Annotated in this window: 14 protein-coding genes; all 14 read right to left on the bottom strand. The window is 70.5% G+C overall.

Going from position 1 to position 16,253, the window contains the following annotated elements:
• Position 1: 1 nt before the first annotated feature.
• Positions 2–1,144 carry an MCE family protein gene (locus VF612_RS11825; RefSeq protein WP_408660054.1) on the bottom strand — a complete coding sequence of 381 codons (1,143 nt, stop codon included), beginning with the start codon at positions 1,142–1,144 and terminating at the stop codon, positions 2–4.
• The gene (locus VF612_RS11830) at positions 1,144–2,334 is read right to left on the bottom strand and encodes an MCE family protein (protein ID WP_408660055.1); all 1,191 of its coding nucleotides are present in this window, start codon (positions 2,332–2,334) and stop codon (positions 1,144–1,146) included. The genes VF612_RS11825 and VF612_RS11830 overlap by 1 nt, the downstream gene beginning before the upstream one ends.
• Positions 2,334–3,362, bottom strand: coding sequence for an MCE family protein (locus VF612_RS11835; RefSeq protein ID WP_408660056.1), 1,029 nt, complete (start codon positions 3,360–3,362; stop codon positions 2,334–2,336). Before VF612_RS11835 ends, VF612_RS11830 begins: the two co-directional genes overlap by 1 nt.
• On the bottom strand, positions 3,362–4,426 hold the full coding sequence (locus tag VF612_RS11840; protein ID WP_408660057.1) for an MCE family protein: 1,065 nt from the start codon (positions 4,424–4,426) through the stop codon (positions 3,362–3,364). The genes VF612_RS11835 and VF612_RS11840 overlap by 1 nt, the downstream gene beginning before the upstream one ends.
• A gap of 97 nt (positions 4,427–4,523) precedes the next feature.
• A complete protein-coding gene (locus tag VF612_RS11845) occupies positions 4,524–5,843 on the bottom strand; it encodes an MCE family protein (protein ID WP_408660058.1) in 1,320 nt (439 codons plus the stop codon).
• A 6-nt stretch (positions 5,844–5,849) separates the two neighbouring features.
• Positions 5,850–6,692, bottom strand: a complete 843-nt coding sequence (locus tag VF612_RS11850; RefSeq protein WP_408660059.1) for an MlaE family ABC transporter permease — start codon at positions 6,690–6,692, stop codon at positions 5,850–5,852.
• Positions 6,693–7,469 carry an MlaE family ABC transporter permease gene (locus tag VF612_RS11855; RefSeq protein ID WP_408660060.1) on the bottom strand — a complete coding sequence of 259 codons (777 nt, stop codon included), beginning with the start codon at positions 7,467–7,469 and terminating at the stop codon, positions 6,693–6,695.
• On the bottom strand, positions 7,466–8,575 hold the full coding sequence (locus VF612_RS11860; RefSeq protein WP_408660061.1) for an ABC transporter ATP-binding protein: 1,110 nt from the start codon (positions 8,573–8,575) through the stop codon (positions 7,466–7,468). Before VF612_RS11860 ends, VF612_RS11855 begins: the two co-directional genes overlap by 4 nt.
• A 260-nt stretch (positions 8,576–8,835) precedes the next feature.
• Positions 8,836–9,222, bottom strand: a complete 387-nt coding sequence (rplL, locus tag VF612_RS11865) for a 50S ribosomal protein L7/L12 (RefSeq protein ID WP_408660062.1) — start codon at positions 9,220–9,222, stop codon at positions 8,836–8,838.
• A 48-nt stretch (positions 9,223–9,270) separates the two neighbouring features.
• Entirely contained in the window at positions 9,271–9,951 is a 681-nt protein-coding gene (rplJ, locus tag VF612_RS11870; RefSeq protein WP_408660063.1) for a 50S ribosomal protein L10, read from the bottom strand.
• Positions 9,952–10,284: 333 nt separating this feature from the next.
• Positions 10,285–12,825 carry a CHAT domain-containing protein gene (locus tag VF612_RS11875; RefSeq protein WP_408660064.1) on the bottom strand — a complete coding sequence of 847 codons (2,541 nt, stop codon included), beginning with the start codon at positions 12,823–12,825 and terminating at the stop codon, positions 10,285–10,287.
• Between the two features lie 113 nt (positions 12,826–12,938).
• Positions 12,939–14,678 carry a S8 family peptidase gene (locus VF612_RS11880; RefSeq protein WP_408660065.1) on the bottom strand — a complete coding sequence of 580 codons (1,740 nt, stop codon included), beginning with the start codon at positions 14,676–14,678 and terminating at the stop codon, positions 12,939–12,941.
• Positions 14,679–14,745: 67 nt separating this feature from the next.
• A complete protein-coding gene (locus VF612_RS11885) occupies positions 14,746–15,252 on the bottom strand; it encodes a carboxypeptidase regulatory-like domain-containing protein (protein ID WP_408660066.1) in 507 nt (168 codons plus the stop codon).
• Positions 15,249–15,839, bottom strand: a complete 591-nt coding sequence (locus VF612_RS11890; protein ID WP_408660067.1) for an RNA polymerase sigma factor — start codon at positions 15,837–15,839, stop codon at positions 15,249–15,251. The genes VF612_RS11885 and VF612_RS11890 overlap by 4 nt, the downstream gene beginning before the upstream one ends.
• Between the last annotated feature and the right edge of the window lie 414 nt (positions 15,840–16,253).

The following is a 16,253-nucleotide window of genomic DNA, read 5'->3' on the forward strand; positions in this document are numbered from 1 at the left end:
CTCACCCACCCAGCCCGGGCAGCCGTACGGCGCCGGAGGTCTTGGGCTGCTCGGTCGTCGACAGCGGGGTCGGCGGCGGCTTGAGCAGGTTGTCCAGCAGGTGCGTCAGGTTCAGGTCAGCGGTCAGGAAGAGGTTGGTGTAGTCGCCCTTGACGCCGTTGACCGCGGTGCGCGGGAACGGGTAGGTGGCCAGCAGCTCCAGCGACTTCGGCAGCGCCTCCCCCGCCAGCGTCAGCTGCGTCATCACCGGGTCCAGGCTCTCCAGCGCCGAGACGAAGTTGTCCTGCGAGGCGTCGATCACCCGGACCGCGACGGTGCTGAGCTTGTCCAGGCTGCGCAGCAGGGTCACGAACTGGGTCCTCTCGTCGGCCAGGATCTTGATCGCCTGCGGCATGGTGTCCAGGGCGCCGGCCAGCACCCGCTTCTGGTCGTTCAGCCGCCGCGCCAGGGCATCGACGCTGTCGATGGCCCGCAGGATCCGGGCTTTCTGGGTGTTCAGGCTGGTGGTCAGGACGGTGGCCTGGGTCAGCAGGCTGCGGATGTCGTCGGTGTGCCCGGACAGCGCCTGGTTCAGCTCGTGGGTGATGGTCTTGATCTGCTCCAGGCCGCCGCCGTTGAGCAGCAGCGACAGCGCGCCGAGCACCGCCTCAAGCTCGGGGGTGGAGCGGGTGCGGCCGATGCCGATGTGCGGGTAGGCGTACCCCGGATGCGGGGCCTTGGCCAGCGGGACCGGGTCGCTGACCTCGCCGGCCGGTGGGTAGGACAGCGACACGAACTTCTCGCCCAGCAGCGAGGTCTGGCGGACCTGGGCGTGGGCGTTGGCCGGCAGCGTCACATCGCCGTTGACCACCACCTGCGCCTGCGCCTGCCAGCCGACCAACCGGACCGACTCCACCTTGCCGACGGTGACGTCGTTGACCTTGACCGAGGACTGCGGCACCAGGTCCAGCACGTCGTCGAAGTCGACCAGCACCCGGTACGGGTGGCTGCCCAGATCTGCCCCGCCCGGCAGCGGCGCCGAGTACAGGCCGTGGAACCCGCAGCCCGACAGCGCCAGCGCGGCCGCGGTCGCCAGCGCTGCCACCCGGCCGGCGCGGTTGCGTGCCAGCCGCAGCATCCCGCTCGTCATCACAGCTGGCGTCATCACGGGCCCCCCAGGGGTGGCAGGCCGATCGGCGGGTTGTCGGGACCGGGCAGCCCGCCGATCACCGGAAGCCCACCGATCACCTTGGCGATGGCGGCGCAGGTGTCGGCGATGGTGCCGCTGCCCGGCAGGTTCCCGGTGGCCTTCAGCGCAGAGCAGATCACCGCGGGATCCAGCGGGTTCTGGGTGCCGCCGAGGTTGTCACGGGTGTCGAGCGTCCCGGCCGAGGCGTTGTAGGTGTGGTTGAGGTTCGACAGCGCCACCGGCGCGACGGCCAGGATCTCGTTCAGGGCGGCCTTCTGCTTGTTCAGCACGCCCACAACGTCCTTGAGGCCGGCCACGTTGGCCGAGATGCTGTCGCCGTGGGTCTTGATGAACGCGTCGATGTCGCGCAACGCGGCGGCCAGGTTCTTCAGGGCGGCGGCCAGCGAGCCCCGCTCCTCGGCCAGCGCCGAGGTGACCTGGTCCAGCTGGGTGTTGAACTTGCGCACCTGGGCGTCGTTGGCGACCAGGGCATCGGTGAAGACCTGCAGGTTCTTCACGGTGCCGAACAGGTCCTCCCGGCCCTCGGCCAGCGTCCGGACGGCCTTGGACAGGTTCTCCACGGTGCTGCCGAGCGCCGCCCCGTTGCCGTCGAGGTTGGCCGCGCTGACATCGATGAAATCCGACAGCGGGCCCTTGGCGCTGGCCGACGCCGCGTTGGCGCCCTTCGGGCCGAGCGCGACGTTGAGCTTGTCGAGCGCTGCGTAGATGTCGTCGAGCTCGACCGGGGTCGCGGTCTGGTTCATCGGGATGGCCGCGCCGCCGGCCAGCACCGGGCAGCCGGTGGTGCAGGAGTCGAAGTCGGCCAGCTGGACGTAGCGGTCGGAGACCAGCGACGGCGGGATGATCGCCGCACGCACCACCTTGGCGTCGGCGGGGTAGGCCGGCAGCTTGACCTTCTTGTCATACTTCATCCGGACCAGCACCCCGTCGCCGTCCGGGGTGACCTTGGTGATGGTGCCGATCTTGATGCCGTGCAACCGGACGTCGGAGCCGGCGTAGAGGCCGACGGCTCGCTCGAAGCGGGCCTGCACCGTCTTGGTCGGGCCGGGCAGCAGCAGGAACACCACCCCGCCCAGCACCACGGCGGCCAGGATCCCCAACACCACCAGCTGGGAGACCCGCCTGGGCATCGAATGCGCGGCCATCACTGCCCGACCCCGGTGGTCAGTCCCAGCAGCCCGCCTGCGGAGAGGTTCTGGATGTAGGTGTCGAACCACCGTCCGTTGCCCAGCGTGTTGGCGAAGACCCGGTAGAACGGGGCCAGCAACGCCAGGCCGCGGTCGATGTTGTCCAGGTTCTTCTCCAAGAGGTCCAGCACCCCTTTCAGCTGGTCCAGGGCCGGCTTGAGCGCCTTGGTGTTGTCGCTGACCAGGCCCGAGATCTGCAGCGAGAGCGCCGAGGTGTTGAGGAAGAGGGTGCGGATCGCCTCCCGCCGGGCGTTCAGCTCGGTCAGCAGCAGGTTGCCGTCGGTGAGCAGCTTGGCGATCTCGGCATCCCGGTCGGCCAGCACCCCGGTCACCTGGTTGGCCCGGGACAGCAGGGTGCGCAGCGCCTGGTCGCGCGAGGAGATGGTGCGCGACAGCCGGGACAGCCCGTCCAGGGTGGTGCGCACCGAGGCCGGGGTGTCCTTGAAGGTCTGGGCGATGGTTTCCAGGGACTGGCCCAGGGCCGTGGTGTCGATCGCGCCGACGGTCTTGGTGAGGTCGGCGAACGCCGGGTACACGTCATAGGGGGTCAGCGTCCTGGCCAGCGGGATCTGCTGCGAGGGGTCCTGCTTGCGCGCGCCCTGGGAGTCCAGCTCCAGGTACTTGCGGCCGAGCACCGTCTTGATCTTGATGATGGCCTCGGTGCGGTCGCCGACGAAGGCCTTCTTGACCCGGAAGGACACCTTGACGGTGTGCGAGGTCGGGCCGTTGAGCGACACCCCGGTGACCGTGCCGACCTTGACCCCGGCGATCCGGACCTCGTCCTCGGGCACCAGGCCGGAGGCCTCGGAGAAGATCGCCGAGTACTGGGTGCCGCCGCCGATGAGGGGCAGCTTGGCGGCGTTGAAGGCCGCCCACAGCAGCATGCCGATCACGACCAGGCCGATCGCGCCGATGGTGGTGGGGTTGCGCGAGGCGAACGAGCGCCCGCGCGGCGCGGTCTTCGTCTTGGATCTCAGGCCAGCCATCAGCCGCACCTCGCCGGCGGGAACGGTGTCGGCAGCCCCGGGGTCAGCGTGACGCCGCCGGGCAGCGTCACGCTGCCCTCCATCGTGCACAGGTAGAAGTTGAACCACGAGCCGTAGGTGGCCGTCCGGGTCAGCGTCGCGACCTTGTTCGGGAGCCGCTGCAGGACGCCGTCGATGGTGCTGTTGCCGGCGTTGAGGGTCTGGGCCAGGCCGGTCAGGTCCTCGATGTCCTGCTTGAGCTGCGGGCGGGACTTGTCCAGCAGGCCGGCGGTGGCCGAGGTCAGGTTGTTGATGCCGGTGATCGACTCGCCGATCACGACCCGGTCGGCTGCCAGCCCCGAGACCCACCGCTGCAGCTGCACGATCAGATCCGACAGCTTCTGATCCCGCTGGCCGAGGGTGTCCAGCACCGATGACAGGTTGTCCACCAGGTCGCCGATCACCTTGTCCTTGTCCGCGATCGCCGAGGTCAGCTCAGCGGTCTGGCGCATCAGGTTCTCCACGGTGCCGCCCTCGCCCTGCAGCGTCTGGATGATCTGCATCGACAGGCTGTTGATCTCGTCCGGGTCGAGCCCGGCGAACAGCGGCTTGAAGCCGGCGAACAGGGTGCTCAGGTCCAGGGCGTCCTGGGTCTGGCTGAGCGGGATCACCGCCTTCGGCTTCAGCTGCGCGTCGGGCACCCCGGGAATCTGGCTGCCCTGCTCCAGCGCGAGGTAGCGCTGGCCGACCAGGTTGCGAAAGCGCAGCTTGGCCCGCACCCAGCTCGACAGCGGCCGGTCCACCGAGACGTTGAACCTGACCTGGGCCACGAACGGGGCGGTCGCCGGATCCGGCGTGTTCGGCTCGCGCACCAGCTTGATGCCCTGGATCGAGCCGACCCGCACGCCCGAGACCCGGACGTCGTCGCCGACCAGCAGCCCGGTGGCGTCGTGGAACAGCCCGTAGTAGGTGGTCGCCTTGCCGTACCCGGCATTGGTGATGGTGGCGGCCAGGACATAGGTCGCCATCGCGGTCACGATCAGGAAGGCGACCAGCTTGATCAGCGGCGCCAGCAGCCCCCTCATGTCTTTTCCTCTTCGCGCGAGCGCTCATCGGCCGCTCGCTCCGCTCCTCGGCGCCGAGGCGCCTGCGATGCTCGCTCGCTGGTCGTCGCCTGTTGGCTCATCCCACGCCCACCTCACTGCCGCGCAGCAGCGGCCCGGCGAGCAGGGTGGCCAGCGCCGGCACCTTGGCCGGATCGTCGCCGTAGCTTCCCGACAGCAGCGCCGAGATCAGCTTGGTCTCGGCGACCGAGCCGACCCCGCTGCCGTGGTAGGCGGCCCGGTCGGCGCTGGGCAACGGACCGGCCGGGCCCTCCGGAGGCGCGCCGTCCGGGAAGTGGACGCCGGGGAACGGGCTCGGCGGGTTCGGCAGGCCGTAGCAGTGTGGCGAGCCGCTGACCAGCCGCGGCTCGTTGCCGGGCACGTACTTGCCGCGGCCGTGGACGAACTCCAGCGTGATGTGCAGGCCGGGCTGCTTGCCGCCGAAGGTGTCCTCCAGCCGGGGCTCCAGGTCGGCCAGCCCCTGGGCCAGGCATGGGTACTCGGGCGCGAACTTGGCCAGCACCCCCAGGATCTTCGACGAGGACGCCGCCAGCCGGATGAGGTAGTCGCCGTCGGCGTTGAGGAAGGCGTCGACCTCGTTGGACGTCGAGGTGGCCGCGGTGAGCAACTGGTCCAGCGCCTGCGGACGCCGGGTGATGGTCTGGTTGGTGGTCTGCAGGTTGTTCAGGCTGGCCAGCAGGTCGGGGGCGGCATCGTCGTAGAGCGAGGCCACCTGGCCCAGCTTGTCCAGGTCGTCGGCCAGCGTCGGGACCTTCGGGTTGAAGGCGAGCAGGTAGCGGTTGAAGGCGGCGAGGTTGTCCCCCAGCTGCTTGCCCCGGCCCTGCAGCGCGGTGGCCAGCGCGGTCAGCGTCGCCTTCAGGTCCTGCGGCTGCAGCGCCAGCAGCACCGGGTACAGGTCATCGAGCACCCGCTCGACCTCGATCGCGTCCCGGCCGGCGGACAGGGTGTCGCCGGAGCGGACCGGGCGGGCCTTGGCGCCGGTCAGGCCGTTGGGCACCTGCAGCGCGACGTACCGCTCGCCGAACAGGGTCTTGGGCAGCAGCAGCGCGCTCGCGCCGACCGGGATCAGCTTGGCCTTCGACGGGTCCAGCGCCAGCCGCACCCGGGCCCGGGTCTCCGGCTCCTGGCCGTCGCGGGCGGGCACGTTGTAGGTCGAGATCTTGCGCACGGAGCCGACCAGGATGCCGCGCAGCTTGACATCGGACTGCAGCTGCAGCTGGGCTCCGGTGTGGTCGGTGTCCAGGGTGACCAGGGTGACCTTGGTGAACACCTGCCGGTAGGCCGCGATCGACAGGCTCAGCAGCCCCGCGAGCACGACCAGGAACACCAGGCCGGCCAACCTGACCCTCAGCTTGCGCATGCCGGTCTCACGACTCATCGACCATCACCCCGCGATCCGGACGGTGGTGGTGGCGCCCCAGATGGCCAGTGATAGGAAGAAGTCGATGATGTTGATGGCCACGATCGCGGTCCGGACCGCGCGGCCCACCGCGACCCCGACGCCGGCCGGGCCACCCTTGGCGGTGTAGCCGTAGTAGCAGTGCGTCATCACGATCACGATCGCGAACACCAGCACCTTGAAGAACGACCAGAGGACGTCGGTCGGCGGCAGGAACAGCCGGAAGTAGTGGTCATAGGTCCCGGTGGACTGGCCGTAGTACACCGTGGCGATCGTCCGGGACGACAGGTAGGAGCACAGCAGGCCGATCACGTACAGCGGGATCACCGCGATGAAGCCGGCGATCAGCCGGGCGGTCACCAGGAACGGCAGGGACGGGACCGCCATCACTTCCAGGGCGTCGATCTCCTCCGAGATCCGCATCGCGCCGAGCTGGGCGGTGAAGCCGCACCCGACGGTGGCCGACAGCGCCAGGCCCGCGACCAGCGGGGCGATCTCGCGGGTGTTGAAGTAGGCGGAGATGAACCCGGTGAAGGGAGCGGCCCCCAGCTGGTTGAGCGCGGCATAGCCCTGCAGGCCGACCTCGGTGCCGGTGAAGAAGGACAGGAAGGCGATCACCCCGACCGTGCCGCCGATCACCGCCAGCGCGCCGGTGCCGAAGGTGACCTCGGCCAGCAGCCGCAGCACCTCCTTCTTGTAGCGGCGGATCGTCCGGGGGGTCCAAGCCAGTGCCTTGACGTAGAACAGCAGCTGCTCGCCGAGGTCGTCCAGCGCGCCGACCGGCCGTCCGGCCGCCCGCCTCACCGAGCCCAGCGCGGCGCCGGCCACCTAAGACCCCTTCGGCGGGACGACCTGGAAGTACACGGCCGTCATCACGAAGTTGACGAAGAACAGCAGCAGGAAGGTGATGACCACGGACTGGTTCACCGCGTCGCCGACCCCCTTCGGGCCGCCGCCGGCGTTCAGGCCCTTGTACGAGGCCACCACGGCCGCGATCAGTCCGAAGATCACCGCCTTCAGCTCGCCGGCGTACAGGTCGGGCAGCTGCGCGAGCGCGGAGAAGCTGGCCAGGTACGCGCCCGGTGTGCCGCCCTGGAGCACCACGTTGAAGAAGTAGCCACCGGCGACCCCGACCACGCTCACCAGGCCGTTGAGCGCGGCGGCCACCAGCATGCAGGCCAGCACCCGCGGCACTACCAGCCGCTGGACCGGGGAGATGCCGAGCACCTCCATGGCATCGATCTCGTCCCGGATCTTGCGGCTGCCCAGATCCGCGCAGATCGCCGAGCCGCCGGCGCCGGCGATCAGCAGCGCGCAGACGATCGGGCTGGCCTCCCGGATGACGGCCAGCACCGACGCGGCGCCGGTGAAGGACTGGGCGCCCAGCTGCCTGGTCAGGGTGCCCAGCTGCAACGCGATGACCGCGCCGAACGGGATCGCCACCAACGCGGTCGGCAGGATCGTGACGCTGGCGATGAACCAGGCCTGCTGGACGAACTCCCGGCCCTGGAACGGCCGCTTGACGCTCAACCGGACGACGTCGAGGAACAGCGCGAACAGCCGGCCGGCGTGGCTGATGCCGGCCGCGGGTGACAGAGAGCTCATTCGGCCACCGATTCGTACTCAGCAGATTCGTGCTCAGCAGATTCGTGCTCAGCAGATTTGTGCTCAGCAGATTCGTGCTCCGGCGATCGGTAACCGGGCAGCCGGGACCGGTGCTCGTCGTCCAGCGCCTGGGTGACGGCCTGCTGCGCCTTCTCCGGCAGGGTGTGCAGCATCTGCAGCACCCGCTCCTGGCGCCGCCTGGCCGCCTTGCGCTCGGGGAGCCCGGGCGAGGGCAGCAGCTGCGGCGGCACCCCGCTGCCGGTGGCGCCCTTCGGGCCGGTTCCCGGCGCCGGCGGCCCGTCATTGCTCATCGCGGCGAGCTCGGCGGCGACCTGGCCGGCGTCCTTCTCCTCCGACATCCCGATCGGGCCCTCGCGCCGGCCGTTGAGGAACTGCTCCACCACCGCCTCCTCCGAGGTCAGCAGCACCTCGCGGGGGCCGAACATGACCAGCTCGCGGCGGAACAGCAGTCCCAGGTTGTCGGGAACGGTGCGTGCGGTGCCGATGTCGTGGGTGACGATCAGGAACGTCGAGTCGGTCTGGGCGTTGAGGTCGACGATGAGCTGGTTCAGGTACGCCACCCGTACCGGGTCCAGGCCGGAGTCCGGCTCGTCGAACAGGATGATCTCCGGGTCCAGCACCAGGGCGCGGGCCAGGCCCGCCCGCTTGCGCATGCCGCCGGAGATCTCCCCGGGCAGCTTCTTGTCGGTGCCGGTCAGGCCCACCATCTCGAGCTTCTCGGAGACGATCTTGCGGATCTCGGACTCGCTCTTGCGGGTGTGCTCGCGCAGCGGGAAGGCGATGTTGTCGTAGAGGTTCATCGACCCGAACAGGGCGCCGTCCTGGAACAGCACGCCGAACAGCTTGCGGGTCTCGTACAGCTGGTGCTCGCTGCACCGGGCGAGGTCGACGTCCTTGATCATGATCGAGCCGCGGTCGGGCTTGAGCAGGCCCACCAGCGTCTTGAGGAAGACCGACTTGCCGGTGCCGGACGGCCCGAGCATGACGCTGATCTCGCCGGGGGGCAGGGTGAGGGTGACGTCACCCCAGATGACCTGCTTGCCGAAGGATTTGGTCAAGCCCTCGACAGCAACCTCGACTCCCACCCCGGCTCCTCCCTCGCCCGCGGACTTCTCTGCCGAGAAAAGGGCGCGCTGTTCCGCAGGCGAAGCAGCGTCTTCGTAACCAACGACCTAGCCGGTGTTCGGTTACCCGATCACGCTGAGCGGCTGGATCCTGGCACAGAGTAGCCGCAGCTGGGCGGTTGGGCGCGCGGGAAATGGTTACAACCGGCCGAGAACAGCAGCTGGGGCGGCCCGCTGTCGCGGACCGCCCCAGGTAAGGCTGTATGTCAGGTGCTGCAGGGCTACTTGACGGTCACCGAGGCGCCAGCGCCTTCCAGCGCCGCGCGGGCCTTGTCGGCCGCTTCCTTGTTGACCTTCTCCAGGACCGCCTTGGGAGCGCCGTCCACCAGGTCCTTGGCCTCCTTCAGGCCGAGGCTGGTGAGGGTGCGCACCTCCTTGATGACCTGGATCTTCTTGTCACCGGCAGCTTCGAGGATGACGTCGAACTCATCCTGCTCGCTCTCGGCCTCGACCGGCGCGCCGCCGGTCGGGGCAGCCGCGGCAACCGCGACCGGGGCGGCGGCGGTGACGTCGAAGGTCTCCTCGAACTGCTTCACGAATGCCGACAGCTCGAGAAGGGTGAGCTCCTTGAACGCGTCGATGAGCTCGTCGGTGCTGAGCTTCGCCATGATGTGGCGTCCTTTCTGTATCGCCGGGAGAGCCGGCAGATGGGTTGGTTACTGCTCCGCCGGCTCGGCGGGAGTATCGGTTGCTGCGACGTCAGCCGTGGCGGGCGCCTCGGTCGGGTCAGCAGCCTGGGCCGTGTCAGAAGCCGCAGCCGTGTCAGCAGCCTCGGCCGTGTCAGAAGCCGCAGCCGGAGCGTCGGACGCCTGCCCGGCAGCGTCGCCGGGGGTCTTGTCCGCCAGCGCCTGGGCCAGCCTGGCGACCTGGGACAGCGGCGCCTGGAACAGGCCGGCAGCTCGGGTCGGCAGCGCCATGAGGACGCCGGCCACCTTCGCCAGCAGCACCTCGCGGGATTCCAGGTCAGCGATCTGGTGGACCTCGGCCGCGCTCAGCGACCGGCCGTCGAGCACGCCGCCCTTGATGACCAGCAGCGGGTTGGTCTTGGCAAACTCACGCAGGCCCTTGGCCGCCGCAACCGGGTCGCCCTTGACGAACGCGATGGCAGTCGGCCCGACCAGCAGGCTGTCATCGATGCTGACTCCGGCCTCGGCCGCGGCCAGCTTGGTCAGGGTGTTCTTGACCACCGTGTAGGTGGTGTCCCCGCCCAGCGCCTGGCGAAGCTGGGTGACCTGCTTGACGGTCAGCCCGCGGTATTCGGTGATCACCGTCGCCGACGATCCGTTGAACTGCTCGACGATCTCGGCCACCGCACCGAGCTTTTCCTTGTTCGGCATGTCCCTCCTCTCTTGCACGTCTGCGCCGGTCCGGCCATGAGCGGTCAGCTCACGAACAGGCCCAGAACACGAGAAACGCCCCGGCGCAGGGCGCACGGGGCGAACAGACTCATCGCTTACCGCCATCCTGCGCGGGCCGCTCCGGCGCGTTCCGGAGCTGTTCGATCGCATGTGCGCATGCGTGACCAGCGGTCTTCGGGTGGTTCGGAAGTCGATGCTACTTAAGAACGGACGGGCGTCCAAATTCGCCGGCGGCCGACAGCTCACCGGCCCGGCTTCACCAGGCCGCCGTCACGAGGCCGCCTTCACCGGGCCGCTCTCACCGGGACGGCTTCACCAGGCCGAGCCGAAGCAGACGAACGGAGCCGGCGTGCTGGAACCCGAGCAGGCCCCGGCCAGCGCCTGTGCCGAGTCGACGCCGGCGGCCAGCGCCGCGTGATAGCGGGTCATCACCTCGGCGGCGACGTCGTCGTGGACCCGGGCCACCCCGGAGATCACCGATCGGGTGCCCAGCCGCAGCAGCACACTGGTCAAGCCCAGCGCCTCGTCCCCGACCCGGATCGTCGCCTGGCCCAGCTCGCACGCCGACAGCACCACGTGCTCGGCGGCCGGGCCGGTGAGGTCGAGCTCGTAGGCGAACAGCGGCCCGTCGGCCAGCCGGATCGAGGAGAACAGCGGGTTCTCCGCCTGGTGCTGGCCGTGGGCGGCCACGTGCACCACCGTGGCCGAGGCCAGCGCCGACACCAGCCCGGCCCGCCCGCCGTCCGGGCCGGCCAGCACCTGCGACCGCGGCCACAACCGGCCGATCGCGAGCACCTCCTTCTCCGAGTGCACCAGGTCGGGTCCGGCGACCGCTACCACCGCCCCGTTCCCCCGTTCGGCGTGCCGGGTCGCTGCCAGCCAGGCAGACGCCGACGGCGCCACCACGACCGGACGGTGCTTCATCGGTGGCAGGCTCGTCCACGGCAGTGCCGCAAGAGGTCCGGTCGGCACGATCACCAGCCGGTGCTCGGGCAGGTCCAGCGGGCCCAGCAGGAACTCGGACAGGCTGGCCAGCGACCGGTTCAAGGTCGCGCATACCGCCGACTGCATCACGTCGGGCAGGCAGCCGCGGGCCAGCACGTCGAGATCGGCGCGGACCCGGCGGATCATCTCCGACACCGTCACGCTGGCGCCGATGCCCACGATGCGGGGCCGGCCGCCGGCGAGGACGACGGCCTGCAGCACGCCACCGACGTCGAAATAGCACACCAGCGCCGTGTCGGTCCGGCTCAGCTCGGCCTCGATCTGGCCCAGCGGCGCCGGCCGCGGCGCGCTTCCCGAGCCCGCCGCCTGCCAGGCCCGCGATCGCAGCGCCCGCTGCAGCTCGGTGACCCGGCGGCGGTGGACGGCAGCCTGCTCGGTGGCCGCGGCGTCGGACCGGATCGCACGCAGCCCATCGACCGCATGCCGCAGCTCGGCCAGCAGGTCGGCGGCCGCCGGATCCGCGGGCGCGCTGACCCTCGGCAGCCGGCTGGAGGTCGCCCGGCCCCGCTCGATCGCGGCGAGCACCCCGGCCGGCTTGCCCTCGGCCAGGGCCAGCGACAGGTCCAGCTCGGCCAGCTGGCGGCCGTGCACCGCGCTCGCGGTCTGCAGGTCGATGCTGCCGAACTGGGCCTGGTGGTGGGCGAGCTCGGCGAGCCCGGTACGGATCTCCCGACGCGCGACCCCGGCGTCCCGGGCGGCGATGGACAGCCTGGCCCGCACCAGCCGGGTGTGCAGCCGGGCCGAGACCGGGTCGGCGGCCCGGACCGGACCGGCCTCGCCGGCCACCGTCCGGGCCTGCTCGATCCGCCCGGCCCGAAGCAGCGCCTCGGCAGCGACCAGCTGGCTGGTTCGGGCCTGGGTCTCCAGGCCGGCGCCGCGAAACTCCGCCGCCAGCCGCAGCGCGGGTCCGACCAGGCGAGAACCGGGGCGTCCGGCGGCCAGGTCGGCATGCAGCAGCACCAGCTCGGCGTCGCGGCGCCAGCGGTCGTTGGACCGCCTGCGGAACCGGTCCCGGGCGGTGGCCGCGAGCCGGCGGGCCGCCGCGATCTCCCCGTCCAGCAGGGCGCACTCGGCCCTGGCCAGCTCGACCTCGGCCAGCTCCTTGTACAGCCTGTCGGCCCGGAACATCGCCGCCGCCTCGATCAGCGCGTCGTCGGACTCCCGGTGCAGGCCGACCTCCAGCAGCACCCGGGCCCGGTCCAGCAGCGCCACCGCGAGGGACACCTTGGCGTTGATGGCCTGGGCGTCGTCCATGGTCTTCAGGGCCAGCGCCAGGTTGCCGGCCAGGAATTCCAGGTATCCCAGGTTGTGCTTGGCCTTGAACTCCTCGACCAGCAGGCCGTGCTCGGCCGCCAGCTCCGCCGACCGGCTCAGGTCCTGCCGGGCCGCGGCCAGCTGCCCCCGGTACATGTGCAGGCTGCCGCGGTCGAGCAGGATGTTGCTGGCATGCGCGGGCTCGGCGTGTTCGATCAGGGCCACCGCGGAGTCCAGGTGCGCCAAGCCGGATTCGAAGTGCCCGGCGCGAACCCGGATGTAGCCGTTCTGCAGGTGCAGCAGGGCGCTGAGCTGAGGGTGCTCGGCCAGCTCCACCAGGCGCTCGGCCTCGGCCAGCGCGGCCAGCCCGCGTTCGGGGCTCTTGAGCTCCGATTCGCTCATCGCCACGCTGATCCAGATCCGGGCGGCCACCAGCCGGGCCTCCTCGCCGGCGCCCTCGCCCAGCGCCGGCAACGACAGCGCGCGCCGGAACAGCTTGATCGCGCGCAGCGGATGGCCTGCGTTGTTGTGCTCGACGCCCAGCGCGTGCAGCCGCCTCGCTTCGGCCAGACCGGCGCTGCCGGTGCGGATCATGCGCCGACCCTACCGAGTGCGCCTTGCTGGACCTACCCCCCGCGAACGCCGGCGTGGCTGCGGGCATGCCAGCCGTCGCGGCTGCCCGCAGCTTCCCGGCAGGCCGGGACGCGTCAGCGCGCGGGTATCGAAGCCCGGCCGTTCGACAGCGGGCTGGCCTCGGGACGCCGGAGGTCGACCAGCCGTTCCAGGGCGCTCCAGCCCCGGCTGAGCATCGTCGCCGGGTCAGAGGTGTCCAGCTCCTGGGACTCCCACAGGCACCGGGCCACCTCGGCGGCCAGGATCGGCGCGGCGAAGGACGTCCCGCTCCAGGTGGAGAAGCCGCCGTGGAAGTTGTCCGGGTCGATGGTGGACCGGAGCCCGCCGTTGATCTGCACGGCGGCCGCCGGCTGCAGCGAGCCGTCGAAGGTGGTCGGCATGGTGCTCACCAGCGCCGCGCCCTGGCGGTGGCAGCACACCCAGTCGCCGGCGTTGCTGAACAGCGCGACCGAGCGCAGGTCCGGGTTGAGCGCGCCGACACTGACCACCGGCAGCACGTCGCGCTCGACGGCGTTGAACTGCCCGCCCGCGTGCGGCGCGAAACCGGCCGGGTAGAAGTGCCGGGGGGTGGCGTCATTGCCGGCGGCGGCGATCACCGCGACGCCGAGCTCGCCGAGCGCGCGCAGGCTCTCGAGCAGCAACTGGTCGAAGGCGAAGTCGGCCGGCAGCTCGTGGTAGTAGCCCAGCGACAGCGAGATCACGTCGACGAGCCAGCCCGGCTTGTCCAGCGCGTGGGCCAGCGCCTGCCGCAGCAACAACCGGTTCAGCGCCTCCAGCAGGTCGCCCTCGGGCACCGCCCCGTCGCCGTACATCACCCGGATGGCCAGGATGTCGGCATCCGGGCAGATCTGGCGGATCAGGCCGGCGATGAAGGTGCCATGGCCGGCATCGGGGTCCAGGGTGCCCTCCAGCGGGCTGCCGAGCTGCCCGCTGACCTCCGGGTCGGTCGCCGGATCGGTCTGGCCGATCGGAAGGCTGCCGACATGCGGATGGCGCTTGACGATCGAGGCGGGCAGCCAGGGGTGCTTGCCGACGCCGGTGTCGAGCACCGCCACGACCGGCCGGCGGCAGGGCAGATCCTCCTGCTTGACCCGGGTGGGAGCCGGACCCAGCCAGGTCACCGGAGCCCGGCCGCCGTGGCCCGGGATGCCGTACTGCGAGCTGATCCCGACACTGCCGCCGCCCATGTAGGGCACGCCGTCGGGCGCGCCGCCGACGCCGCCGCCTCCCATGTACGGAGCGCCACCCAGGTACGGAGCACCTCCCATATAGGGGGCGCCACCCATGTACGGCACGCCGGAGATGCCCGCGGAGCCGGGGTCGGTCGCGGTGAGCAGGTGGTCCAGGCTGACTTGGTTGGCGGCCGGGCTGGTCGGCCCGACGATGGACCGGAAGTTCTGCAGCACCTTCCAGGCATCCGGCGGCGCGGCCGGCTTGTCGGTGGCCGGCTCCAGCCGTACCCGGGTGGCGAGCACCCGCAGGGCCAGCTCCTCCAGGCCGGCCCGCCGGGCCAGTTCCAGCAGCCTGGCGTCGGCCTCGTCGAAGACCAGCCGCAGGTTCGCCTCGGTGGCAGCTTGGTTGAGGGCGGGCAGCACCTCGTCGTCCAGCCGCACCGAGCGCACCAGCAACCGCGACCCCACGTAGACGGTGGGACGGATCGGCGGCTGGCCGGGCAGCCGGACGGCGCTGGACGGATCGAGCACCCGGCCGCCGTGCTTGTTCAGCACCTCGGCCGGCGGGTGCAGGCTCGGCTCGCGCCGGCGGCGCTTGGGCGGTGCGGTCCCCATGTCCTCAGGCGTCTGGGGTGAGCTCATCGGTTACCTCGTCGTAGCTGGTTCGACAACAGCCGCTGTTGGCTGGTCAGAAGCCTCTGCCGGCTGGTCAGATCTCGACGGCAGGCGTCATCACCGGCGGGTGTGCCTCGGGCTGGGCAGGACGCACCACGAACCGGGTCAGCCCGTGCGCGAGGTCCTCGAACACGAACCTGCCGTCGGCGTCGGCCGACACCTCGCGGGTCAGCCCGCCCTGGTGCAACTCGACGGTGGCCTCGGCGCCGGGTGCGATCCAGCCGTCGATCCGGACCCGGTCCGGGCCGTCGGGGCTGATCGAGACCATCGTGGTGAGGCTGTCGCTGGTGAAGGTGAGCGTCTTGACCACACTGGCCTGCTCGGCCCGGGAAGCCAGCACGGCCTCGGGCAGCTGCTGCAGCTCGGCGAGCTCGGCGTTGAGCGCGTCCAGCGTGATGCTGAACTGCAGCCGGTCCACCAGATCCGACGGCACCGGGTCGATGTAGCCGTAGAGATCGGCGATCATGCTGAGGACGATCGCGTCCGAGGCGTCAAGTGGAGCTCCGGCCATGTCCTCAGCAGGAATCTCGGAGGTGTTCATCGCAGCTCCCAACGAGCATCGGTGGACAGTGAAGCGCGCAGCTTCGCAAGGCACCGGCCACGGGTAGGGCCGATGCTTCCCATGGGCATGCCCAGCGAACGGGCCAGTTCTGGATAGTCAGGACGGTCGGCAAAGGCGATCACCCGCAGCAGCGCCCGGCAGCGTTCGGGCAGCGCCGCCACGTGGGACCAGAGCAGTTTCTCCGACGTCCCGCGCAGGACGATGCTGTCGGGCAGCTCCTCGTCCGAGGTCTGGATGGCATCCTCGTCGATCTCGTAGGGCAACTGCCGTGACTGGCCTCGCATCACCCGCCACGCCTCCCGGCGGGCGGAGACGATCAGCCACTGCAGCACCGCACGGGGATCGGAGATGCCCTCCGCGCTGCGGACCAACGCCAGCCAGGTGGTCTGCAGCACGTCCTCGGTCGATTCCTTGTCCAGCCGTTGGGCACGGACGGTGTGCCACAGGATCGGGGTCAGCATCGCGACCAGCTCCCCCATCGCCTGCGAGTCGCCGTCGCGGTAGCGCTGGAACACCTCACCCGCGCGGCTGGCCAGCGTTCCTTGTTCAGCTTCGGCATTGATCATGGTTGCCACATCCGTCGGTTGCGCTTCCCGGTGTCGAGTTGCTGCCACCGGGGTCCGGTGAGGCTGAGCCTAGGACGTTTTCACTACATGACAAGGAGCTTGCGGCAGCCCCGTTGATACATCGCAATCTATGTACCGCTTCGGGCGTTAGGTCTGCCGGCGGCTTCGGGTGGGTGACAGAAATTCGTTCCGGGACGAGGTATCAGCGCGGCGGCTGGCTGCCTCTGCCCTGGTGAGGACCGCATCCCGGACGGCCGGTACCGGTGAGCACCCACCGGGCCCGGTCGTCGCGAGCAGCGCGTTCCTCCACCGCGGGTCGTGACCAGCAGCGGGGGATCTGGTACCGGCCGGGGTGGCCCGATCGGAGTGGCCTGGACCAACAAGCACACCGGACGAGCGGAAGGGGCGGGCCGC

This window comes from Jatrophihabitans sp. (assembly GCF_036388195.1).
In the GTDB taxonomy this organism is placed as follows: Bacteria; Actinomycetota; Actinomycetes; order Mycobacteriales; family Jatrophihabitantaceae; genus Jatrophihabitans_A.